The sequence below is a fragment of the Candidatus Dependentiae bacterium genome (assembly GCA_016191325.1).
Classification (GTDB): domain Bacteria; phylum Babelota; class Babeliae; order Babelales; family JACPOV01; genus JACPOV01.
Window position 1 is genome coordinate 623,141 of the sequence record JACPOV010000008.1, and the last position, 24,571, is coordinate 647,711.

General features: G+C 39.9%; 19 protein-coding genes and 1 tRNA gene. 5 read left to right on the plus strand and 15 right to left on the minus strand.

Features of this window, described 5'->3' with window-relative positions; translation table 11 throughout:
* Positions 1–12 precede the first annotated feature (12 nt).
* The 7 genes from HYX58_03485 to HYX58_03515 form a co-directional block, all read right to left on the minus strand.
* Positions 13–540, minus strand: coding sequence for a methylated-DNA--[protein]-cysteine S-methyltransferase (locus tag HYX58_03485; protein ID MBI2775041.1), 528 nt, complete (start codon positions 538–540; stop codon positions 13–15).
* The gene (locus tag HYX58_03490) at positions 509–973 is read right to left on the minus strand and encodes a hypothetical protein (GenBank protein ID MBI2775042.1); all 465 of its coding nucleotides are present in this window, start codon (positions 971–973) and stop codon (positions 509–511) included. The genes HYX58_03485 and HYX58_03490 overlap by 32 nt, the downstream gene beginning before the upstream one ends.
* A gap of 29 nt (positions 974–1,002) precedes the next feature.
* Positions 1,003–1,407: a hypothetical protein gene (locus HYX58_03495; GenBank protein MBI2775043.1), complete on the minus strand. Its 405-nt coding sequence runs from the start codon at positions 1,405–1,407 to the stop codon at positions 1,003–1,005.
* 220 nt (positions 1,408–1,627) lie between these two features.
* A tRNA-Ser gene (locus HYX58_03500) sits at positions 1,628–1,719 on the minus strand.
* A 54-nt stretch (positions 1,720–1,773) separates the two neighbouring features.
* Complete coding sequence (gene rpsB / locus HYX58_03505) at positions 1,774–2,652, minus strand: 30S ribosomal protein S2 (GenBank protein MBI2775044.1); 879 nt, start codon at positions 2,650–2,652, stop codon at positions 1,774–1,776.
* A gap of 154 nt (positions 2,653–2,806) precedes the next feature.
* Positions 2,807–4,189 (minus strand): hypothetical protein, encoded by a 1,383-nt coding sequence (locus HYX58_03510; GenBank protein MBI2775045.1) that lies wholly within the window; start codon positions 4,187–4,189, stop codon positions 2,807–2,809.
* A 178-nt stretch (positions 4,190–4,367) separates the two neighbouring features.
* Complete coding sequence (locus HYX58_03515; protein ID MBI2775046.1) at positions 4,368–5,777, minus strand: hypothetical protein; 1,410 nt, start codon at positions 5,775–5,777, stop codon at positions 4,368–4,370.
* Between the two features lie 396 nt (positions 5,778–6,173).
* On the opposite strand from HYX58_03515, the gene lon reads away from it, so the two are divergent.
* A complete protein-coding gene (gene lon, locus HYX58_03520) occupies positions 6,174–8,588 on the plus strand; it encodes an endopeptidase La (GenBank protein MBI2775047.1) in 2,415 nt (804 codons plus the stop codon).
* A gap of 52 nt (positions 8,589–8,640) precedes the next feature.
* On the opposite strand, the gene HYX58_03525 is transcribed toward lon, so the two are convergent.
* The 4 genes from HYX58_03525 to HYX58_03540 all read right to left on the minus strand — a co-directional run bounded on the left by HYX58_03525 (position 8,641) and on the right by HYX58_03540 (position 15,773).
* Positions 8,641–11,193 carry a cation-transporting P-type ATPase gene (locus tag HYX58_03525; protein ID MBI2775048.1) on the minus strand — a complete coding sequence of 851 codons (2,553 nt, stop codon included), beginning with the start codon at positions 11,191–11,193 and terminating at the stop codon, positions 8,641–8,643.
* A gap of 27 nt (positions 11,194–11,220) precedes the next feature.
* Positions 11,221–11,922 carry a (d)CMP kinase gene (cmk, locus tag HYX58_03530; protein MBI2775049.1) on the minus strand — a complete coding sequence of 234 codons (702 nt, stop codon included), beginning with the start codon at positions 11,920–11,922 and terminating at the stop codon, positions 11,221–11,223.
* On the minus strand, positions 11,923–13,656 hold the full coding sequence (recJ, locus tag HYX58_03535; GenBank protein ID MBI2775050.1) for a single-stranded-DNA-specific exonuclease RecJ: 1,734 nt from the start codon (positions 13,654–13,656) through the stop codon (positions 11,923–11,925).
* Positions 13,657–13,847: 191 nt separating this feature from the next.
* Positions 13,848–15,773, minus strand: coding sequence for a hypothetical protein (locus tag HYX58_03540; protein MBI2775051.1), 1,926 nt, complete (start codon positions 15,771–15,773; stop codon positions 13,848–13,850).
* Between the two features lie 135 nt (positions 15,774–15,908).
* Between HYX58_03540 and HYX58_03545 the strand changes: the two genes are divergently transcribed.
* Positions 15,909–16,358 (plus strand): hypothetical protein, encoded by a 450-nt coding sequence (locus HYX58_03545; protein ID MBI2775052.1) that lies wholly within the window; start codon positions 15,909–15,911, stop codon positions 16,356–16,358.
* 341 nt (positions 16,359–16,699) lie between these two features.
* Positions 16,700–17,320 carry a hypothetical protein gene (locus HYX58_03550; GenBank protein ID MBI2775053.1) on the plus strand — a complete coding sequence of 207 codons (621 nt, stop codon included), beginning with the start codon at positions 16,700–16,702 and terminating at the stop codon, positions 17,318–17,320.
* Here the strand turns inward: HYX58_03550 and HYX58_03555 are convergent.
* Genes HYX58_03555 through rapZ form a run of 3 tightly spaced genes read right to left on the minus strand, consistent with a single transcriptional unit; the run spans position 17,309 to position 19,152 of the window.
* The gene (locus HYX58_03555) at positions 17,309–17,920 is read right to left on the minus strand and encodes a superoxide dismutase (protein ID MBI2775054.1); all 612 of its coding nucleotides are present in this window, start codon (positions 17,918–17,920) and stop codon (positions 17,309–17,311) included. The two genes, HYX58_03550 and HYX58_03555, sit on opposite strands and share 12 nt — an antisense overlap.
* 8 nt (positions 17,921–17,928) lie before the next feature.
* Positions 17,929–18,219 carry a septum formation initiator family protein gene (locus HYX58_03560; protein MBI2775055.1) on the minus strand — a complete coding sequence of 97 codons (291 nt, stop codon included), beginning with the start codon at positions 18,217–18,219 and terminating at the stop codon, positions 17,929–17,931.
* On the minus strand, positions 18,220–19,152 hold the full coding sequence (gene rapZ, locus HYX58_03565) for an RNase adapter RapZ (GenBank protein MBI2775056.1): 933 nt from the start codon (positions 19,150–19,152) through the stop codon (positions 18,220–18,222).
* Between the two features lie 215 nt (positions 19,153–19,367).
* Here rapZ and HYX58_03570 point away from each other — a divergent pair, with 215 nt between their 5' ends.
* Positions 19,368–20,864 carry a PDZ domain-containing protein gene (locus tag HYX58_03570; GenBank protein ID MBI2775057.1) on the plus strand — a complete coding sequence of 499 codons (1,497 nt, stop codon included), beginning with the start codon at positions 19,368–19,370 and terminating at the stop codon, positions 20,862–20,864.
* Between the two features lie 14 nt (positions 20,865–20,878).
* Complete coding sequence (locus tag HYX58_03575) at positions 20,879–22,147, plus strand: hypothetical protein (protein ID MBI2775058.1); 1,269 nt, start codon at positions 20,879–20,881, stop codon at positions 22,145–22,147.
* 562 nt (positions 22,148–22,709) lie between these two features.
* On the opposite strand, the gene glmS is transcribed toward HYX58_03575, so the two are convergent.
* Positions 22,710–24,551, minus strand: coding sequence for a glutamine--fructose-6-phosphate transaminase (isomerizing) (gene glmS, locus HYX58_03580; protein ID MBI2775059.1), 1,842 nt, complete (start codon positions 24,549–24,551; stop codon positions 22,710–22,712).
* Positions 24,552–24,571: the final 20 nt, after the last annotated feature.

Sequence of the window (24,571 nt, forward strand, 5' to 3'; positions counted from 1 at the left end):
ATGATTTAATAACTAAGCAAGTTCTGCCCGCTCCGCGGCAAGCAAAGATTTTTTGCACTGAATTCCCCAGCGATAATTATTTATTTTTCCAGATTTGCGAATGACGCGATGGCAAGGAATCAGATAGGAAATATTATTTTTTGCAATTGCACTTGCAACGGCGCGAGTTGCGGTTGGTTTTCCTAGTGCTTGAGCAATTTCTTGATATGAAACAGTGCTACCCGCAGGAATTTTAATAAGCTGTTGCCACACTTCGATTTGGAACGGAGTGCCTTTGAGTGCTACAGAAAATTTATCGCCATTATTTTTAAAAATTGCTTTAATGTTTTTTGCAATTTTATCTTGTTCAGGAATTAATTGCGCTTGTGGCCATTCTTTTTGAAGTTCAAGCAATCCTTGATTTTCATTATCGTGAAATGAAAGATGGCAAATATCCTGATCGATTAAACCAATCAGGCACAAGCCAAATTCTGTTTTATGAAATCCGTAGTGAATTTCTAAATTTGTTTTATTTGCAAGAAGATGAATTTTCAGATTCATTAATAATCCCCAGAAGATCTTTTTTTGCTTGATTCACATTGTCTCGCGCAGCTTGAATTTGGAGGAGAAAATTCTCAAATTCATATGCATTCTGATTAGCTACTTCTGCAACTTCTGCTTTTATTTCATCACTCAAACTGCCCTCATGCACTTTATATACATCATCAACATAATCCAGCATGCGAGCTGTTTTTTTATTGACTACATCTAAAAAGGGATTTATCGCGCCATCAGAAAGCCCCTGACCGATATTACGTATATTATTGGAGTGAACTATATAGTTATCATTATTCTTTATTCGCTCATTTACCATCGTCAACAGTTTGTTTTTATTATCCGGAATTTCTGAAGCAGAAATAGTAAATCGTTCAGCATTTGCAAAAATGGAAATAGAACTTGATAAAAAAACAACTGATAACATGAAATTTTTCATAATTTCCTTATTTTCTGAAAAAATATAATTTATATTCCCTCAACAGACAATCTGCACGCTTTAATTATTGATTGGTATTCAGTTAAATATTGATTAGAGACTTCAGCTATTTCTTCACGAGCTTCTTGCAGGTCTAAATTAGATATCGTCTTAATCTGATTGAATTTCTCTGTCAGATAATTAAAAAGAATACTGTTTTCAACGCTAACTTCTTCTTTTAAATAATCTTTCACTTGATCATCAGCGAGATATACCAAACCCAGTGTATTATTTGCCGCATCAATAATAATCCGCTTTTTGTAAATCAACTGAACCAATTGATCCTTCGATAAAGAAACATCACTTGGTTTAATTAAAATGACCTCTGCAAGTACATCTGCGCGCAATTGAATGCTCAATAATAACAGTGGAATCAAAAAAATATTATTTTTCATAAGCACCCCTAACTGGAACACAAATACGCTCAGGATTATCAGAAATTTTCAATCTAATGGAAAGATAAAAGAATCTTATAAAAGCACTACTCCGCTCGCCTGCGAGCTACGAAGGGCATACTTCGCCTCTACTGGCTTTTGATTATTTATTACAATCCATTAAAAAAATGGCCGTGCCAGGCGTAGTTTGCCGAGCCGGAAGGCCCGGATAAACGTAGACTGGCGGAGAGAGAGGGATTCGAACCCTCGATACCCTTTTCAGAGTATACATGATTTCCAATCATGCTCTTTCGACCACTCAGACATCTCTCCGTACAAAAAGAACTGCCCCAGTATTTTGATACCAGGGCAGTTTTGATTACTTGATTATTCGTCTTTTTTTGGACGAGGTTTGAACGCCGGTGCGCGGCGAGGTTTTGCTTCAGGAGCCTTTGGAAGATCTCCAGCTTTTTTACGTGTGCGAGCACGCTTTTCTTCTTCTTCGCTACCTTCAGCAGGCAACATTTGCGCATCTTCTTCGATTCTTGCTGCAGCAGCTGCGGCCGCTTGCTCTTCTTTAAGTTGAGCAGCTTTTTCTTGGCCACGAGCGACAGCGTCAGCTAAGTAATCCAACATAATGCGGATAGAACTTACTGCATCATCGTTTCCTGGAATTGGATAATTTACCATTGATGGATCGCTATTAGTATCAACTAGAGCTACCACAGGAATTCCCATTGCGTTAGCTTCACGCAAAGCCGTTTGTTCTTTTTTCACGTCAACAAGAACAACCGCTCCAACTGGCATTGTGAAATTACGGATGCTGCCAACGTTTTTCATCAAACGGTCAACCATTTTTTGGTAAACGCCGTATTCTTTTTTTGTGTACAGATGTTGATCAGACTTTGAAACAATATCTTCAAAATGAAGCAACTTGGTAATCGACTTTTTAACTTGAGAGTTATTGGTCAACGTGCCACCAATCCAGCGATGGATTACATAAGGCAATTTTAGGCGTTGGCCAACTGTTGCTACCGGTTCTTGTGCTACCTTTTTGGTACCAACGAACAAAATTGATTTTTTAGTTGAAGCTATCGATTCCAAAAATTGAGCGGCTTTTTCTAAGCGATCGCCTGTAGCTTTTACGTTAATCAAATGGATATTGTTGCGGTGCCCCCAAATGAACGGTTCCATTTTTGGGTTCCAGCGCGAGGTCTTGTGACCAAAATGCACGCCCGCTTCAATAAGTTTTTTTAAATCTATCATGAGGAAAATACCTTTCTGGGTTATTGCAATTGTTCCTTGGGTTATAAGCAGTTTCTGCCTATTGAACCACCCATTTTAAGAAACAAGGGATTAATAATAGTTTTATTCTAACAAACTAAACAAAAAATTCAATGCATACGGCCAACTATTGAGGCTATTCTTCTTGCCCTATAACTTCGTTAGCGGCAATAGCCTTGGTATAGCGACGACCTAGCAACGCTGCAGTGATAACCCAGAGCAAAATGATCGAGCCGAATAACCCACTTGCAAAACCTGCGCCCGCACCCATGAAAACGGTCAGCATATTAACGCCAGAGCCGCTGCCCCGAGCCAATTTTGCTCCAAATGCATCAATCCAAGACTTCGATTTGAATTTAATCTCTTTTACCGTTGGGATGTATAAACTTTCCCTCACTGGCTGAGCAAACGCATAGTTAAACGATTTAACAAGCACGTATACCAATATGTTTGAGCTGAGAATGAAGTACCAAAGCAATCCACCAGTAACTATAGGAATTAAAATAAGGCATCGTTCCTCGCCAAGCCAACGCAATAATGCGCGCGTACCGATAACTGAAATCAAAAATCCTATAAAATGAAGCATGAACGCTTGCTCAAAAAGCTTAAAGCTAAAATCGGAAACGTTTGTGGCTGATGATTCAATAACGCCTAAGCGATGATATCCCAAAATGGTATTTACCATTTCATAGAAGAAAAGCATCCCGAAAATACCAAAAACATACGGTTGCTTGATGAGCATAGAAAGACCAGTAAGTAATCCCACCTTACCACTCTCTTCCTCTTTTTTCTCATGGTCTTTTTCAAATTGGTAAACAGCTTCGTAACCATGTAAATAGCGACCAGGAACTTTTTTCATGAGAAAATAAATAACAACTGGCACAAGAATTACCATACATGAAAAGAAACAGAGTAACAGTTGGTGATTAACCACATCGGTGAACATACGTTTGCCATCAGCAAAATGCCAACCTAAAAGCCACCACGCAAATCCTGCACTCAACATACCACCAATTTTTGACCCCGAAACCATCCAAGCATAATTATTTTTAGCAGTTTCCGGACTGTTTACAGAGTTAGCAAATGCCCAGAAAAGACTGACGACAAACGGCGCATAGCCTTCAACAAAAAAGTAGAAAAACCAGCCAAACAGCCTATTTGGACTTGCATCTGTATTTTGCAAACCAATAAGTGAATCCCCTAAAACAGATGCACAAATAAACCCAACGATTCCATAGAAAGCTGCGTAAACATAGAGCAATTGATAGCGGCGCAAGCGATCTACCAGGTAGGCATAGAAAAAAATTGCAGGAATAAGTAAGAACGTTTCGAGAATTCGGGCAACAGGAACATATTCGCGCCCTACAATTGCCACAAAAATCGAATCGCGAAGCTCTTTAATAAGTGTATAAGAACCAATAACTAAGAAAAATGACAAGCTCAACAGCAGAAATTTTAATCGCTCGTGCTTATCTTGCCCTACCGCAGCCATAAAGCTCTGCGCATATCGCATAATCATTCAACGCCCCTATGAATTTTATAAAAGAACACTTTTCTCATTTCACCCAGATGCTGCTTCAAGCGGTATTTCTTGGGGGTCCCAGGAACTCTTGTTTACTGGGGGTAAAAAAAGGCCTTCTAAACTCTGGTGAACTTAGAAGGCCTTTTTCAAATTACATACACACCATCAACTGCACTTAGACAACAACACTCTTTGCATCAACCGCTTTTTTGAAGGTACGGCCGAGGTAAATAGTAATTGGAATCCAGAAGGCAATAATACCTAGTGACGCAAAAGTACACATCATAATGAATTGATCAAGGCCAGCTATAGCGCCATATTTTTCAATGAACGTTTTACGCCACAAGTTAACACTTGAGCCAAGTGCCTTAGATCCACGAGAACCATACATTTCAATGAACGCCTGCGATTTATATTTCGCATCTTTGGTCGTTGGAATGTAAAGTTGCTTCATAGATGGTTGGTTCAACGCATAGTTGACCGCTTTTGAGAATACCATGATCCAGAAGAGCACACTTACGATTGGATACGCTTTAAACGTAAGAACCGCGACTGCAACCAAAATAGGAAGCAATGCCAATGACGCACCAAGGCCAAGTACACGTTGGATCTTATTAATGCCAAGCGCAATGCTCAACATAGAAACTACACCAACCCATGAACCATAAGCAGCCAAATACTTTGTCAGCTCATGTTGAACAGGAAACTGAGCAGTTGCCAATGTCTTAAAGTTGAAATCTAATACGGTAACAATTACTTCGTAGAACGAGATAATTGCAAAGATTGCAAGCAAGTAACCTGAAGAGAAGATAAGGCGCAATCCTTCAAAGAACCCAGGTTCTGAATCGTGCTTCTTATCGCCTTTTCCATGGTAACCAACAAGTTGTTCTTTAGGAATTGAGGCCATGAAAATCTTTACAAGTAGCATAATCAATCCCATAACAATTGCAGCACCTGCAACTGCGCCAGAGTGGATCAATGCGCTATGAGCTGCAGCGCCAGCTGGCAATTCGCCTTCAGCTGTCAACTCAAAATTAGCGAATTTATGCATAATGAAATAAAGGGCAAGCGGACCGAAAATATTTCCAAGTTGTCCGCCGAAAGCTACGACCGGATAACCACGTTCAGCAGAATCGGGCTGCGTGGTGTCCGCTGTGAATGCCCAGAAAAGAGCAACAATCAACGAACCAAAGCTCTCAACATACACGTACCATGCCCATCCCCACAGATTATCAGGACGTGCACCAGCACTTAATCCGACAGTCGAATGGTTCATAAGAAGTGCAAATACGATCGCAAGAACACCGTAAATGGTGCACAGAGCATAGAACATTTGCTGACGAGGGAACATATCAACTAATTTTGAATAGATCAAAACAAGTGGAAATACTACGACCAATGAAAGCATTTTTGCTCGTGGAATGTAGTCAACGCCTACTACCGCTTGAAAAATAGAGTCTTTGAGCGGACGCAAGAACCAGTACACACCGATCACCAACCCAAAGATCAAGGATAGAAGGCCAAATTTTTTCAGCTCCCCTTCTTGAAAATCTCCCCACCACCACCGAGCAATTTTGGTAAGCATATATTCCTCTCTTTACCCAAATTGTTAAAAAGATGTAAAAAAGAACAGTATTAACGTGTTGTTACTTTAGCAAAAGATTCAGCATTTGTAAAAATAATATGCATAATCTCACTTCAATTGACCACTTTCTCTATATTGAGTGCGCTCCTTTTCTATTTGTATAAGAATAGCCGGTCTCCTTATTTTTTTAAGCTCATTTTCAAAGTTTACTCATTACACTTATTTTGATAAAATTATAAGCAGAATAGATTACTTGTTCTACAAGACAATGCAATATAGCTTAAGCAAATTTTATACATTTTAAATGCTGTGCGCTATGCGCACCCCAAAATTGCCCAGTTTGAAATAAATCCTCAATAGAGTGAGAGACCAATGACACTAGAAGAAACAAGCTTAATGGAGACCTCTTCAGAACAACCTGTAGGTTCTGTACTCCCTTTGCTGCCGCTTAAAAATATCATCATTTTACCCAGAAGCTTACACCCCATCATAGTAGGCCGGCCTCAATCTATAAAAGCAGTTGAATATGCCCTACAACACGGGAAAGCGCTTTTTATTTCTACCCAGAAAGACCCGAATGTTGAAAACCCGACAGCGGATGACGTTTTTATTTATGGTACCCGTGCTACTATCTTGCAAATTGCCCGCGTAGCAAATGGTTCATTAAAAATAGTTGTGGAAGGAATTTGCCGTGCCCGCATGGCTGGTACTGAGCAGCTTGATGGGTTTTTGGGTGTGCACTATGAAGATTTACCAACAACTTCTCTTGAAAAAACGGTAGAAATTGAAGCTCTCTGGCGCCATCTAAAAAAGCTTTATGAGGTATATACTAAATTAAATGATAAAGCGCCCACTGAACTCGTCAGCATGGCAAAAAACATCGATGATATGGATGCGATAGCCGATACGATGGCAGTGCATTTAAATTTATCGTTCTCAGATCGCCAAGATCTTCTTGAAACAAATGATCTTAAGGACCGGTTGGTAAAAATCTGCACCTTCCTTGCAAAAGAGATCGAAATTTTAGAAACAGAACAGCGCATCGGGGGCCGTATTCAAACGCAGGTTGAAAAAAGCCAGCGCGAATACTACCTGACTGAAAAAATGAAAGCGATCCAGAAAGAGCTTGGGCGCGATGATCATTCTACCGAGATCAATGCAATTCGCTCAAAAATAAAAACGCTCGGCCTTTCAAAAGAAGCCCAAGAAAAAGTTGAGAAAGAACTGAAACGCTTAGAGCAAATGCCGCCACTTTCTTCTGAAGCGGTTGTTTCGCGCAGTTACGTAGATTGGATCATTTCACTCCCATGGAAGAAGTTCAGCAAAGATACGATTAGCCTTGCAAATGCTGAAAAAATATTAAATGAACAGCACGCAGGCCTTAATAAAGTAAAAGAGCGCATTATCGAATTTTTGGCAGCTAAAAAATTCTCTAAAAACATGGAGCGTTCTCCTATTATTTGCCTTGTGGGGCCTCCTGGCGTTGGCAAAACATCGCTCGCGCAGTCGCTTGCTCAAAGTTTAGAGCGTGAATTTGTTCGCATTTCACTCGGCGGTATTCGAGACGAAGCGGAAATCAGGGGACATCGCCGTACTTACGTTGGCGCGTTACCTGGCAAAATTATTCACGCAATGCGTAAAGCAAAAACGATTAATCCGGTAATATTACTTGATGAAATCGATAAAATTACACGGGATTTGCATGGCGATCCTGCTGCTGCATTGCTTGAAGTACTCGATCCGGAACAAAACAAATCGTTCTCTGATCACTTTCTTGAAATCGAATATGATCTTTCAAAAGTTATGTTCATCGCGACAGCCAATATGATTGAAGGAATTCCTTATCCACTTTTCGATCGTATGGAAATTATAACCCTTCCTGGATACACGGAAGATGAAAAAGCGGAAATCGCGTATCACTTTTTGGTTCCTAAAAACCTCAAAGAATACAGCCTCACTTCTGAACAATTTGTATTGAGCAATGAGCTTATGCATTATATTATTGCGCATTACACAAAAGAAGCGGGAGTCCGCCAACTTGAACGTGTCATCGCTAAACTGATGAGAAAAGTTATTCAGCAACTTCTGCATGATAAAAAACTCAAATCGGTAACGATAAATCATCAGCTGATTAAAGAATGGCTCGGTTCGCAAAAATTCAAAAAAACGGTTCTTGATCAGGCACGCCACCGCATTGGATTGGCAACCGGTCTTGCCTGGACAGAATTTGGCGGCGATATTCTTGAAATTGAAACAACCGTTATCAGTGGCAAGGGCGGGCTAACACTTACTGGGCAATTAGGCGAAGTGATGCAAGAATCTGCGCATGCAGCATTAAGCTATATTCGTTCCCGAGCATCTGAACTCGGATTGCCACCAGCATTTTATTCATCGAAAGATGTACACGTTCATATTCCAGAAGGATCGACTCCTAAAGATGGCCCTTCTGCTGGTATTACTATGTGCGTTGCACTCATTTCTGCACTCACCAAAAATCCAACGCGCCCTGAAGTGGCAATGACGGGAGAAGTTACTCTACGCGGACGCGTGCTTGCAATTGGTGGTCTTAAGGAAAAGCTCATCGCGGCGCAGCAACACGGCATGAAGAAAGTACTCGTTCCAAAGGAAAACCAAGATGAAATGGAAGAGATTCTTAAAGAAGTAAAATTAAATCTTGAAATCATTTTTGTAGAAACGATGGATGATGTTCTCGTTCAAGCGCTCGTTAATAATCCGTTCAAAAAAGTAAGTACGGCAAAAAATAATGAGATAGAGCGCAAAACGATTAAAAGATTGAGAAGAAAAAAATAAAACTATTAAAAGATACAAAAAGGCGGCTATAGAAATTTCTATAGCCGCCTTTTTATTTGGCTACTACGTTGCCATTTGAGCGTTTCCAATAATACGCGCATTTGACAATATCGGTCGTTATAAAATAAATAATAGATAAAATAATAATTATGAAAAAATGGTACGGCTCAAGCTTTGTAAACAATAAGAGACGTCGCGTTAACGGTATAAATGGAAGTGCTAAAGTTATCGTGCCGGAAAACAACACAAGCGCAACGAGTATAGAAGATGGGCGATGCGCTCGATAGAAAGGCCCTTCAGTTCTTATCGAAAAAATAAATAATAATTCTGTTAAAATGCTTAAACAAAACCAACCCGTTTGCAATACACTCTGTTCATATCTTTTAAAAATTGAAAAATAAATTAAATCAAAAACGGTACTAACCATACTTAAAATAACAATAGGCGCAAGAATATCACCCGTCTGATAACTAACCGGTTTTTGTATTTGTTTTGGATCGACAGCGTCGGTAGAAATCGCAATCATTGGCAAATCGCTCATCACGTTGAGAATCAATAGCTGCATTGGCAACATTGGTAAATAATCGATCAGGAGAGTCGCAATCGCAAGTGAATAAAAATTTCCAAAATTAGTAGATAACGCTGTTTTAATATATTTGAAGGTGTTTGCAAAAATAATACGGCCTTCTTCAACACCATTCACAATAACAAGCAAGCTTTTCTTTAACAATATCACATCTGCTGCATCGCGCGCACTGTCAACTGCATCTTGCACCGCAACTGACACATCCGCAATTTTTAAAGCGGGCCCATCATTGATACCATCGCCCATATAACCAACTTCATAGCGTGTCTGTAAAATTTTAATTATCTCTAATTTTTGCTCCGGAAGCACTCGCGCAAACGCATTATATTTAAAGCACAGCGCGTGTTTCTCTTCAGGAGATTTATTTATCAATTCTGGCCCAGTTATTACTTCTGTCGCATCGCTGATAAGCCCAATTTGTTGGCATACTGCACCAACAACTTCCTTTATGTCGCCGCTCAGCACTTTTATTTGAATTCCTAATTTCTGTGCCTTATCAACCGCCTCATGGGCAGTATTTTTTATGGGATCAGCAAAGGAGATCCCTCCCAAAAATTCAAAATTATTTTCAGGAATATCCCTTAAAGATGTAATATTTTTTTCTGCCGTTTTCCTTGCAACTGCAAGTACTCTTCTTCCTAATAAACCTTCATGGCCAGACCATTCAAGAAATGATTTAAGCCATTCCTTATCAGGAATGGCACAGTGCGAAATAATTTCGTCAACCATGCCACGCTCGATAATTTCTGTGTCCGTTCCGTGTTGAACAACAACCATATTTCTTTTGGTTTGCGGATCAAATGGTATTTCTCCGATTTTTTTATACTCTGTAAGTTTTTTTGTTTCTGGGCCGACAGCATTCCACAATACATGATCAAATCCTTTAGTTGCATAGGCAATTGCATCATACGTATTTTCCGCCGCAAGCAATGCGCTCCAAAGAAGCTGTTTTTCATCGCGCGCGTATACGCCTACCATTGTTAATGAATTTTCTGTAAGAGTTCCCGTTTTATCGGTGCAAATCAATTGAACACTTCCTAGATCTTCAATTGCAGAAAGTCGTTTCACAACCACTTTCTTTTTTGCAAGACGAGAAACACCTTGAGATAGTGAAAACGTAACGACGACAGGCAATGCTTCAGGTATTACGGTAATAGCAAGCGCTAATGAAAATATAAAAAGATCAAAAATATTTACACGGCCCGCTTTTAATAAGACATTAACTGCAAAAACACAAATGAGAGTGGTAAGCACAAGAATAATAATAATATTGCCAAGGCGCCCCACTTTTTTTGCAAAACTACTTTCTCGCATGGTAGCGATTGTTAAATAAACAAGTTCTCCCATTTGCGTCGAACTTCCGGTCGCAAATACAACGCCTACCGCTTTTCCACTCGTAATTAATGTGCCGGTAAAAAGAATATTTTCTGCTTGCGTTGGTTGATTAATGGGGCCTTTAAGAATTTCTGCTCGCTTACTGACCGGAAGCGATTCACCTGTTAATACTGATTCATCAACTTGAACATTTTCTGCCATGATCAAACGAATATCGGCCGGCACTCGGTCACCAGGAAATAAAAGAACTATATCGCCCGGCACCATTTGGTCACTTGATACTTCAAACTCTTTGCCGTCGCGAATCACTCGCTCACGATGCACTAAATATTTCTTGAGTAAACTGAGTTGATGTTCCGCATGATATTCTTGGTAAAAACCAACTACTACATTAATAGTAATAAACAGTAAGATGACAATCCCGTCGTACCATTCCTGAACAGCCAATGCGATAAGGGCAACAATCGCAAGCAAATAAAAAAACGGAGATTTGAGTTGCCCAAGAATAATATGCAGCGCATTTCGATCATGTTCTTGAATATAATTTTGGCCGTATTGCTGTTGCCGTTGCTTAATTTGGGATGTTCTTAAACCAGTGTCGATCGATGTTTCTAGTTTTTTTAATATTTGATCAAGAGGAGTTGTAGCATAAAAAGTAAATAAGGAAGAAGGGGCTTCATTCATAAAAATCCTTTTTATTAAGTGCTTCTTTTAGTATTCGTTTTTATGCGGCGCCTTCTTTAATACATCTTGCACAACATCGTTCATTTGAGAAACAATTTCATTTGGAGTGCTTTGCGATGAATCAATAATATATGCGCCATCTGGCACTACGAGTGGCGCTATTTGTCTACTTGTATCTCTCTTATCTCGTTCTTCGATCATTTTCTTTACGTGTTCAATCTCAACCGGATTTCCACGCGCGAGTTGTTCTTTGCTCCAACGATGTGCCCGTACTTCTGCTTGCGCTGTTAAAAAAAATTTAACCAGCGCTTGAGGAAAAACTACAGAACCGCAATCGCGTCCCTCAACCACAACATTTTCATTGCGCACTAATAATCGTTGCAATTGTGAAACCGCTATACGCACATCTTCATTTTTTGCTATGATTGATGCCAATTGATCCAATTGCGCGTCTTTTAGAAATTGCGTAATTTCTTTACCATCAAAAACCGCAACACCACCAGAATTATTCAATGTATAAGAAAAGCGGTTACCAAAAGCTTCTTGTATATCTGCTAGCTGAATGTCTTCAATCTGTTGCGGGGAATAGCCCAACGAATGGGTGAGGATATAAGCCAGCGCACGAAATAAAAATCCACTGCTCAAGCAGTTCCATCCAAGCCGCTCAGCTAATCCTTTTGCAATAGTCGATTTTCCACTTGCTGTTGGACCATCAATCGTAATAATCATTCATTCTCCTTGTGATCGCTTGCAATCAATACCCTGAAGTTCTATAGAAACTTTACCGTTCCAATTATTTTCTGAAATATGGGCTATCATATCAAATTGTTCATCTTGATAGTTATTAAATAAATCAAAAAGATCTGGGCGATTAAAAAAGATAATCGGTTTAGTGACCCCATCTGCAAAGATTAAACATTTAACATGCACATCTTTTAAAAGTGTTGGTGGCTGCAAAAGCGTAATACGCTCAATATAAAATACCGGCTCAGGATTTTCATTACCAAACGGCTCAAAATAAGAAAGATCGTTCGTTATTTTTTTTGTTAAATCTCCCAAACGAAGCGTAGCATCAACGCTCTTTTGAGGAATAAGATCTTCAGGCGTTAATTGCACAGCGATTAATTTCTCGAGTCGCTCTTTGAGCTCTGGTACTTTTTCGACTTTAAGAGAAAGGCCTGCGGCAACCGCGTGCCCACCAAACGTAATAAGTAAATCTTTACATTCGGATAACGCATTAAACATATTGAACGCTGCTACTGATCGGCATGATCCTTTTGCAATACCATCTTTGGTTACATGGAGTAGAATTGCTGGCCGATTATAGGCTCCCACTAATCGTGAAGCAACCAAACCAATAATCCCTGCGGGCCATTGATCACTGGCAGCAATAATAACCGATTCTTTTTCTAGATCGATACGCTTTTGCTCAATCTCATGAACAACATCTGAAAGAACCGCTCGCTCGATTTGCCTGCGCGCCTGGTTCAACTCTGCAAGAATGGCGCCCACGTGTTCAGTTTCCCGTTCATCTGAACCGATGAGAAACTTAACTCCCTGACGCGGATCTTCAAGGCGGCCTAACGCATTAATTTGCGGCGCAAGCGCATATCCAATATCGGATGCACCAATAGTTTCTTTAGTTATTTTGCCATTTGTTTTGAGCACCGTAAGCGCATAGCTATGCGATTTATTTACACGATTCAAACAATGGCGAACCCAGAAACGGTTTTCTCCTGTTAGAGGAACGACGTCCGCTACGGTGCCTAACAATAAAAGTTCATATACCTTATCGGGTAATTCTTTATTCAATTGTTCATACAACAAGCTCATTAATTTAAATGAAACACCAACCCCTGCAAATAATTTGAATGGATAATCGCACGCTTGCTGATGCGGATTTACTAATGCATACGATTCTGGCAATTGATCATGAGGACGGTGATGATCAGTAATAATTAAATCGATGCCAAGTTCTTTTGCTTTGAGTGCAGGCTCAAACGCCGTTACACCATTATCCACGGTAATTATCAGCGAATAACCATTTTGTGCAGCTCGCTCAACTACTCGAGTTGAAAGGCCATATCCATCTCGCGCTCGATTTGGGAGGAAAAAATTAATATCTGCGTTGAGAGGAACCATGCAAAGCATTATTAATGCGCTCGAGGTTATACCATCAACATCGTAATCACCAAAGATGAGTATTTTTTCGTTTCGCTCAATAGCAAGCCGTATTCTTTCTATCGCTTTTTGCGCATCTTTTAAGCGAGAAGGATGAGCAACATCTCGTTCTTGCACACTAAAAAGATACCGGTCTATTTCTTCTTTGGTAAGAAGCCCGCGCGCAAGCAATGTAGCCGCTAAGGGCAACGAAATATTATATGAACTGGCAATATGCAGTGCCTCGCTTGGTTGAACCGACGGCATAACCCACCGATATTTCAAGCCCTGAAGAATAGTCATCGTCGATCCTGCAAAAAACACTTTACGAGCTGAATTCAGATCCAGTGAACTGATGCACACTGAACGCGGGCGGCTATCGGTAAACAGAAGGCGTACCGGCCACTATTTTTGAAGTATGCTTCTTTTTAGAATAAATGAAAAGAAGTGATATCAAGTGCAATCAAATTGACCGCACTTGATATCTGAATCTTTCAACCACCAATTTCAAGTTCTTGCTTGAACACAATATCGTTTACTATCTGTTTGATCTCGTGCTTGTACGCTTTGACAATAAGTTCCGATACGCCGGTAAGCTGATTAAATTGCTCAATGTTGTACGCGAAATTGAACGTGCCGCAAAAATCACTCTCAACACATTTTTCCATAGAAAAATTTGAAAGCTGATGTTTCTCAATCAATTCACGTAGCTCAGGAATTGTGGACGCTTTTTTAATAAATTCTGGATTGGGGAAAAAGTGGAAATAAACAATAAGCGGGGAAATGTCGTCTTCCGGCGCTGTGCGATAAACTTGAAACAGATCGCCACTGATGAGAGGAACTTTTTCATATTTTACTTTATAAACACGTTCAATATCGCTCAACATTTTAGTAAGTTCGCCTCCAGCTATCGCATCGCTTGAGGCATCTCCAATAAATATAAGTTTAACATTTCGATCTTGCCTCAATAGTGGCCGGATTGGAATGTTATAATCAATACCTGCATCAACAAACGTAATTTGCTCACGAGCTTGGAGCCACGAACTTCCTTTATCGTATCCTTTGAACGGATTGCGCACTTGGCCCGGTGCAATTCTTCTTGTGCCTATGCGCGAATCGCTCAATCCATTAATAACTATTTTAGTAATACCAACGGCAATCGCATCGAAGCTGATGGTTTTGAAAGGATTTTCTATCCCTCCAAAAATAATATTACTCGCTTCTATTTCTTCCGCTTGCGTTACAGGCCCGGCGCTCGTGTTAATAATACTGCGCATATCTTGCAAGTTAATCGTATAAGCTGAACCGAAAATCCCCATCTGAAAACCAAAACTTTGCTCCGGAGCAAAATCGACCGATTTACCATTTTCAAATCGGCGACCGAACGCAAAAGAAGGAATCGCTAATCCAGTTTCTAAATTTCGCACTTCTTCTGGTGTAAATTCATACCAGTTATATTGATATAATCCTTCATTATCTTTTGCCATAGAAACGGCAGTATAAAGCGGCCAAGGATTATTTCCTTGTTGCACACTAAACCATTGGTTTGAAAGATGCTGGCGCTGCTGCATATCGCCAAAGTCAGAAAGCAATGCATGCGCAAGAAGTGCGCCATATAAATCAACAGAGCTCACCACTTGCCCAAATACAACCTTGGGAAAAATAACATCATTTGCAAGGCGCAAGAAACTCAACGAATTTCTATTTCCGCTTCCTTTTAAATCGAAGGTATCCGCCTTAATTTTATCACGCAGCTTTTGGTTAAATTCATCGATCGAAACAAACTTATTATTATTTGGCTGTTGCATTAAAGTCCATGGGCCGATATACCACGTTGATCCTGAAAGTGCAGAAACATAGGTGAGTGCATCAAGCAACCCCAAGTCTTGCAACCCTTTCATAAAACCTGCGGTGATCACCATCGATCGATAACCGCCACCGCTAAAAGCGCACGCTATTTTAGGCACGGCGTCGATCGGAATTGAATAAGAACCAAGAAAATTCTGAAGAGCCGTTTGAACTTTTCTTGTACGTTTTACTAAAAATTCGCCTTCTAGTGATTGCCCCGGCTTGAGAATTTTATTTTCATTGGCGACTTGTGCAACACTATTTTTATAAGGGCTTTTTGATGACAGTAATTGAATAACGTAATCTTTTACAGCAGGCAATCCATATTTTGTGCCCAACTCATAAAAACTAATCTCTTGGATTTTCTTTTTTGCAAAGTTAACCGATACGGTTAACATATCTTCGAGCCGCGCATCTCTTAATTCTTTCTCAATCTCTTGAGAAAGTTCCTTAACGGTTTCGTTTAAACCTTGTTGGATCGATTTGCGTTCTGTTATTTCCGACATGCCAGCAAGAATAACAAGCCCAATTAAAATAGCAGTGCGCGCTCCATACCCTATGTTCTTACTCATAAGCTCTCCCCCGATCTCTTTTTCTAAAACCTACCAGCCTTTATTTATAATAGTCAATAAATCAAGCATGCTCTTATTAGTGAGCAGAAATCTGTATAATGGGAAAAACTCGCTAGGAAAAAAGGATTATTTATCTTGAGCAAAAATCTATTGCCGTTTACACTCGCCTTTCTTTCTGTACATACTGCAGTTAATAGTTTTGATACTCTCAAGAACGTGTCGCCTAAAGAGATGCAAACAAGTTCAATCGCACCAAAGTATGGAACCGCAGAATCAATCGTGCGCGCCCAGCTTGATCAACTGGCTGCACAACAAGAATCATTAAAGCAAAGAGCTATTGAATCGCATGAAAAAAGTGAGAAATTCCAAAGGGTACTCGATACGATTGATGCAGAACTTCAAGCGGCGATCAAAAAGAAGGTGCTAGAAGAAAAAGAAACGATAGCTAAAATGAACAATCGCATTCCCATTCATCACGAAAGAACATCATGCAATTTTTATTCTTTTCTCTACTTTTTTGCACGTTCGGGCAGGTTGTTTATGCCACTTTTCAATTTGAATCGCTATTACCCGTCAAAACGTTAGAAAAGAGATCGCAGCTTCTGCCTGCAAAGAAAGAATCAACCAACGATAGAAACTCGATGAATAAAGTAGGTGTTATAACGCTGGCAACCGTTATGTACATAGATTCATTAAATAAAAAAATAGTAATAACAAGGCAAACGCTGAAAGAGCATTGGTTGATTGCCCAAAAACTAAAATCTAAGCTTTGATATACGAACGAGCTTTTGAAAAATGCTTCATGTAATATTTCTAAATCTGCACAAGAACCTTTAGAAAGGTAGACAATTTCCCATTTGACAATATGCAATAAGTTGTTATTATGACTATGTAATATATATTTAGTCATTAAATGGTTCTTGCATATGAATAAAAAAATGGCCTTGCTCCTTTTTTGCATCCTATTGCTTGATTTTTCGATTCATACAAGCGTAATGAAGCTAATTGATCAAATGAAGATGCAAACAAATAGCAATACCGGTTATCAAGGTTATTACAGTCCATTTGAAAAAGACAATCAATTTTTATTCAAAAATACAGCAACATCAAAAACGTCCGGAAATTTTGCAGAATGTGTAAAAAAAACTGAGCATATAAGCGATCCTAAGTTTGTTAAAATCATAGAAGATATTCATCACGTCGTAGATCCCCGATTTGAGCTGTATATTCTCGCGTCCAATCTGGATAATACTCGTCGAGCACGTATTATTCCTAAGAATCTTAATCAGTTAGATAATGGCCAACTTAGTGAACACCTTGCACGGCAACGTCGAACGTTAATAGTAGATAGTCTGAATATCTTAGAAGGATTGGCATTGGCATCACATGATAGTGAGGTTAATCGGTATCTTTTAGCATGTGAGCACATCGAATTATCAACATCTTATCCAAATATTGCTGCTCGACTTCATTTTCCTCAAAAGATTGATCAGTTAAATGATTTCTTAAAACAACTCCGTGCATTAAAAACAGAATTAAATCAATGATTTATAGGTATCTTCAACAAAATCCCAATTAACTACATTCCACCATGCAGTAATATAATCGGGCCGTTTGTTTTGGTATTTTAAATAGTACGCATGTTCCCAAACATCAAGCCCAAGTACCGGCACCATATCTTTCATAACAGGAGAATCTTGGTTAGGTGTAGAAGTAACTTCTAACTCCCCTTTGTGATTTATCATAAGCCAGGCCCAGCCACTGCCAAATCGTTTTTTTGCAGCAGTATTAAATTCCTCTTGGAACGCTGCAAAGCTTCCGAATTTTTTTGTAATCGCTTCGCCTGTTTTACCGCGGGGTGTACCACCACCATTTTTTTTCATGAGATCCCAAAAAAATGAATGATTTAAATGCCCACCCGCATTATTTCTCACATCTTCTCTAATTGGCGCAGGAATTTCATCTACCTCGAGAATGAGTTCGGCCAAACTTTTTTTATAAAGTTCCGGATATTGATCGAGCGCTTTATTTAAATTATCCACATACGCCTGATGATGTTTGGTATAATGGATCTCCATCGTTCGCGCATCAATATAAGGCTCAAGTGCATCGTAGGAATATGGTAACGGGGGCAATGTATATTTCATTTTTTTCCTCAGTTTAGATAAATAACAAGTTCATCGGGGCGCGCCATGTGCAATTGCTCGCGGGCAATTTTCTCGCGATTAAAATCGGATGTTTTCCATTCGTTAATCTCTTTGTGCAATACATTAATTTCGCCAAGGCAGCTATCAACCTGCTGCTGCATCTGTTGTTTTTCTTTTCCTAATCGCTTCAAGGCAGAAATCCCATGCGAGCCGAAAAAATAGAACCCAAGCATTATAACAATTTCGCAAGCAAAAAATACACGAAACAACGATTTTCTCATCTGCAAAGACGTTATCATTTATTGCTCCCCTTTTTCTTGAACCATCGGTTCCCGATTAATATCACGATGTTTTACCACAAACATTACATTTTCCAACGTCCGTTGAGAAAGTTCATGAATAAAAGCAACTGAACGATGGCGACCGCCGGTACAGCCGATCGCAATAGTAATAAAAAAACGGCCTTCTTTATAAGCACGCGCAATTGAATAATCAATAAAATCTATCATGCGCTTCCAATATTCTTGCACTTCCTGCTGCTCAAGAAAATATGCGCGCAATTCCGCACTTGTTCCATCAAGCGGCCTTAAATGTTCAATAAAATAAGGATTTGGCAATGAGCGAACGTCATATACAAAATTGCACTGCGCCGGCACACCGTATTTAAAGCCAAATGATATCGCGTGAACGACAAGAACTGGCGCATCAGCGCGAACAAAATAGGAACGCACAATTGAGCGCAATTGATGAGGAGTACATTGGTCCGTCTCGACCACAACGTCCGCAATTGCGTTGAGCGGTTTCAATAATTTTTTTTCCTGATCAATTAATTCGCTCATCGGAGCATTCGCGCCCAATGGATGTTTCCTGCGCGTTGTTTGATAACGCTTGAGAAGAACAGAAGAACTCGTTGATAAAAAAAATACGGTTAATGGTAATCCGTTTTGTTTTGCTTTAAGCAAATTCTCAACAAGCAGTTCAATATTGGTGCCGCCGCGCACATCAACGCCGAGCGCAACGCGCTGGCCATTCACCTGAAAACGATCAAGCAGTTGAAAGAAATGAGGCAAAAGCTCTATTGGCAAATTGTCTACGCAAAAATAACCAATGTCTTCAAGCGATCGCAATACGGTACTTTTCCCTGCACCGGAATAACCGGTGACAATAACCATTTCGGTTGATCGTTGATTAACCACAAGTGGCGTTGTTGGAGACTGTGGAGCCACTTCCATTTTAAGTTCCTTTGTAAACGATTAAAAATCCTCTTATATTCCAAATGATACCATGTAAGTAAAATTATTAGAAAATAGTTTTTAATTTTTTGCAATAAATGCTCTCCGTGCAGCCGGTTTTGCAACATGAAAATAAAGAGAATTAGCTCCCTTTCTTTTGGAATATAAAATAGCTATGATTCTTAATAGAAGAGTATTTCACAAAAGGAGAATTCATGCGTCGTTCCATATGGCCGCTCATTCTATTTTCATTTATTCTCGTTATACACGTTCAACAAATCGCCAATACGGTAGAAAATAACGATTTTGATAAATCAATTTATAAATATTCGCAAACACTCGGCGATGCTCTGCATAATATAAAAACAAAACATTTCAACGTACTTCAAGCCCCTGCCGACAAAGATGCTGGATCGCCGGTTGATAAAGCAATGACGCAAGGAATTAATTCAATCGTTCGAACATTGGATCCGCATTCTGCGTTTATGGATCCTAAAGAATATAAAAGTATTATGGAGGCAACGCAGGGAGAATTTGGCGGCGTTGGGATCATCATCGATAATACCAAAGAAACGGACGATGAATTTCTGCGCGTCATCGATACCCTTCCTGGAGAACCTGCTGATAAAGCCGGTATAAAACCTGATGATAAAATTGTGCAAATCGGCGATGAAGCGGTTAAAGGCATGACGGTCGAAGAAGCTTCTGCAAAATTGCGCGGCAAAGAAGGAACATCAATTCACGTGAAAGTAATGCGTGCAGACACCATGCATTTGATTCCATTTAATATCGTGCGTGCTCGCATAAAAGAGCAAAATGCGCTCTGTTATTATCTTAAAGATCATAATATTTATTATTTATCACTCAATATGTTCACCGAAAATGCGATAAAACAAATTGAGCAACTACTCAAAAAAAGTTTGCAGCATGAATCTAAAGGCATGATTCTTGATTTGCGGCATAATTCAGGAGGCTTACTGAACGCAGTTGTCGATATTGCTGGTCTCTTTCTTGAAAAAGGAAGTTTAGTCGTTGAAACGAAAGACAGAAATAATAAAGTAAGCGATCGCTATACAACAAGCCGTACGCCAATCGCTGATAAACGCATTCCGCTTTTCATTTTAGTAAATAATTATACCGCATCTGCAGCAGAAATTCTGGCAGGCGTCTTGCAATACTATTCAGCTAAAGAAAGTAAATTCTTAGCGTTTGTTGTCGGCACAAAAACGTTTGGTAAGGGATCTGTACAAGAAGTAATTCCACTAAGCAACGATTGCGCACTTAAATTAACAATCGCTCTTTATAATTTGCCAAATAATCTCTCCATTCAGGGGGTTGGCGTTATTCCAGATTTTGAAATCGATCCAAAAATGCCACCTTCAGAAGACATTCAATGGTTTAATCGTTTTTTCGGGCGTGAAAGCAATTTAAAAAACGCAATCAAGGTCGATGCAAAAAAAGAGAAAGATGCTGCTAAAAATAAAAAGGATACCGGAAAAACCAACAACGCAGAAAAATCCTGGTACGACAGAAAAAAAGAACTTATCGCTTGCGATTATATGATTTTAACCACGGCACGTTTAATTGAAATGATGCATTTGGTGCAAAAGGCGTATCCAGAAAAAACAAAAAAACGCCAAGATCTTTTGAATACACTTACGGCACTTTATAATCCTAAGGATGTTGCCGATATTGAAGAAGTGAAGATGTAAAAAGGAGTTATGTAATGAAAGCAAAATGTTTTCTTAAAATAATAAAGTGTTTAGTTGTCGCCGCCTTTATATCGATAAACGCGCAAGAAATTGGCCGAGAAGCAAAAATACTCGAATCGGAACAGCAACGGCTCGAGTCGGAAAAAAAGAGAATTGATCAAGAGCAAAAAACTCTCGAGCGTGAACGCAAAGATGCAAAAGAGAGAATGAAAGATTTGCTCGGTGCGCAAAATAAAGCAGAAGCTTCTGGTAATAAACAAGCCACTCAAAAATCGCGCGAAGATCTTATTCAAGAAATTGCTAATTCGCAATCTATTCGAGGAAAAATCGATACTGCTAAGTTTGATCTGGAAACAATTGATCAACAATTAGGCGCGATTACCAAACAACTTGGCCAACTGCGAGAAAAACCAGTAACAAAACCTGAAGAACCGCGCACACTTGTTAAATTGCTGCAAGATATTACGCAAGAGATAAAACTTTTGCCTTCTCGTGTGAAGCAATGGTTTGTTCAACGCACTGGCCAGCCAGATACTGCTAAAATGTATGTAGATTCGTTAACCGAAGTTATGAAGCTTGAAGCGGATAAACCGTTCACCACATGGGCAGAACGTGAATCTGCAAGAAAAGCGCAGCTTGCAGCACGCAGGGGTTCAACTACGTACGATACGCTCTACAATAGCAAACTTGCACAATTTGAACGGGCGAAAACCGATTATCTCAATCAAAAAATTGCTAACTATCGCGATGATTCTCAGCAACTTCAACAAGATTTTGCACTTCTTGCAAATCAACGCCGCATCAACACCGATCCACAAATGCCACTCGATCGCCTCGTGGCAAAGCAAAGAGAAGCAAATCTGTGGAAGCAGCAACAGCCATCGAATCTGTTTTCAGATTTATTTAGAGAACTAACGCAAGATAAAGTATATGAAGATATTTTGGGCAGAAAAAATCCTTATGCAACTCTTGGAGTAAACCAAAATGCGACACCTGCTCAAATAGAAAAGGCGTACACAGAATTATCAAAAAATAATCAAACTGATGAACTTAACGAAGCATACGCGTATTTAACTTCTGTCGATTTGCGCAACTTAGTTGATTCAACACTCGATTTTTCAAGAAATGTAAGCAATGAGATGTCCACAAACGTGAAACGGGATATCCAGCAAAAATTCACCACACAATCCGACACGATTTTGAGCGAGCTCAATCAAATTATCAAAGATCGCCAAAGTGGCACGCAAGTGCCAAATGAAGGCCCCGGCTTTCCTCCATTGTAATACTAGAAATGGGGAGAGCAGAAGCATCTCCCCATTTTTTTAAGTGAAAGGAATCTGTGAATAAAATTATAGTAATTGTTTGCGCAATGCTCTGTTTTTCAAATCTTTTTGGTAATAATTTAAAAGATCTGAGAAAGACTTTAGCGCCCACCCCCAAGCACCGGGATCACCAGCAATATAAATCCATGCAAAAATTGCCTCGCCACAAAATACCGAGCCAATTGCCCGCTAAGCAGGAACCTCTGTACGGCAAAAAAATAGCTTCAAAAAAGAGAAAATCCTAATATAGTATCTATCCTAATTGACAAAAATAATGGCGGATTTAAGCTAAAAACAGATAGATACAAGATTTTATCGCATATCAATTAAACGACGTAGAGCTATTCACTATGCCATTATCTAGAAAAAAGCGGCACCAGATTGGTGTCTCGCTTGCTTCCGGCCTTTTCTTTCTCTTCATTTTCATGCTTACCTGCAATCATCCACCGCACAAGAAATCTGAACCGCGCTATCGGTTAATTCTTCAGAAAAACTAATGCTCTCTTAGAATCGTAGATTATTTTTATTCTACGGTTACCGATTTTGCCAAATTGCGCGGCTTGTCGATTGGACAACCAAGAACATTGGCAATTTGATATACAAAGAATTGCATCAGCCCGGTCATTGCTAGCGGGCCAAGAAGCGGATCTACGTGCGGTATAATAAAAGCGTTATCTGCAAGCTTGAGAAGTTCAGTTTGTCCTTCAAAAGCAAAAATCAGCAAATGGCCCTGCCGCGCTTTTACTTCTTGAGCATTTGAGATGAGCTTTTGGTAGATCAAGGGATCAAGTGTGGAAAAAATAATAATCGGCGTATCATCAGAAACGAGCGCAATCGGGCCGTGCTTCAATTCTCCAGCCGGATAGCACTGTGCAAAGGCGTATGAAATTTCTTTCAGCTTAAGCGAAGCTTCAAGCGCAAATGGGTAACTAATATGCCGCCCCAAGAAAATCCATTTTTTAAATTGCGCATAATACGGAGCTAACTGATCGACGATCGATTTACGATACTTTTCAATACAGTTTTCCAATATTTCTGCACTCATGAGCAAATGATCGCACGCGCGCTCCATTTGATCGACAGTTATCATTCCTTTTTCAAGTGCTATGCGGTTCGCAAGCCAAAAAAGAGCTGCCAATTGCGTTGAAAATGCCTTGGTAGATGCGACTGAAATTTCTTGGCCAGCCTTCGTGAGCAAAAAACCATTGGATTCGCGAACCATGCTGCTTGAAGGAACGTTAGTCAAAACAACCGTGTGAGCCCCAGTGCGCTCTACAAGCCGCAAGCATTCAAGCGTATCGGCCGTTTCTCCCGATTGGGAAATCGCCAAATAAAAATTGCGCTCTTCTTTAAAAAATGGCATATAGCGGAATTCTGAAGCAAGTACGACGCGCGCTGGCATTTTGCAAATCTCTTCAATGAAAAATTGCCCAATGCGGGCTGCATGCCAGGAAGTTCCAGCGCCAATAAGAGAAATCGCGCCTAATTTTTTCACATCATCAGCGGCCATTCCCATTTGCTGCCAAACGGTGTCGTGAATAGATTTTAGATACGAAAGAGTCGCATGAATGCCATTTTTTTGCTCAAAAATCTCTTTAAGCATAAAATGTTCATAACCATTTTTACCGTCGTCAGACCATGAAACTTGTACACGCTCAGATTTAAGCTCACGCTTATTTCCGTTAAAGTCGTAGAGCTCAACGCCAGATTGGCGCACTATTGCAAACGTTTCATCTGGCAAATAGACGACTTCATCGGTCATACCTGCAAATGCAAGCACATCTGAAGCTACAAACATTTCTTGCGAGCCCATTCCGATGCACAGTGGCGATCCTTTTCGAACCGCAATAACCGCATCAGAAAACGGCTCACCTATGCAACTAAAGGCAAATGCGCCCTCTAATTGCCGCGCAATTGCTGCAATAGATTCTGGTAAAGAGGAGTTTTTCGTAATTTGCTCAAAAAGATGGGCGACCACTTCTGTATCTGTTTGAGATCTGAAGCAATGCCCTTCACTTTCAAGCTGTACTCGGAGTTGTGTGTGATTTTCGATAATGCCATTATGGACTACCGAAATCGTCTCGGTACAATCGACATGAGGATGGGCGTTTACATGGGAGACAACGCCGTGGGTGGACCACCGAGTGTGCCCAATACCAATATGACCATCAACCGGCGATTCTTCGAGCGCATTGGTTAAATTAACCAACTGCCCCTTTGCCTTAACGCACATCAATCGATTTGAGACTGAATCAAGGCAAGCAAAACCTGCCGAATCGTAACCACGGTACTCAAGCCTACTTAATCCCTTCATGACGAAGGAACGACTCAGCTTAGTGCCGACATACCCGACAACACCGCACATACCCTGCCTTTTTTAATGAG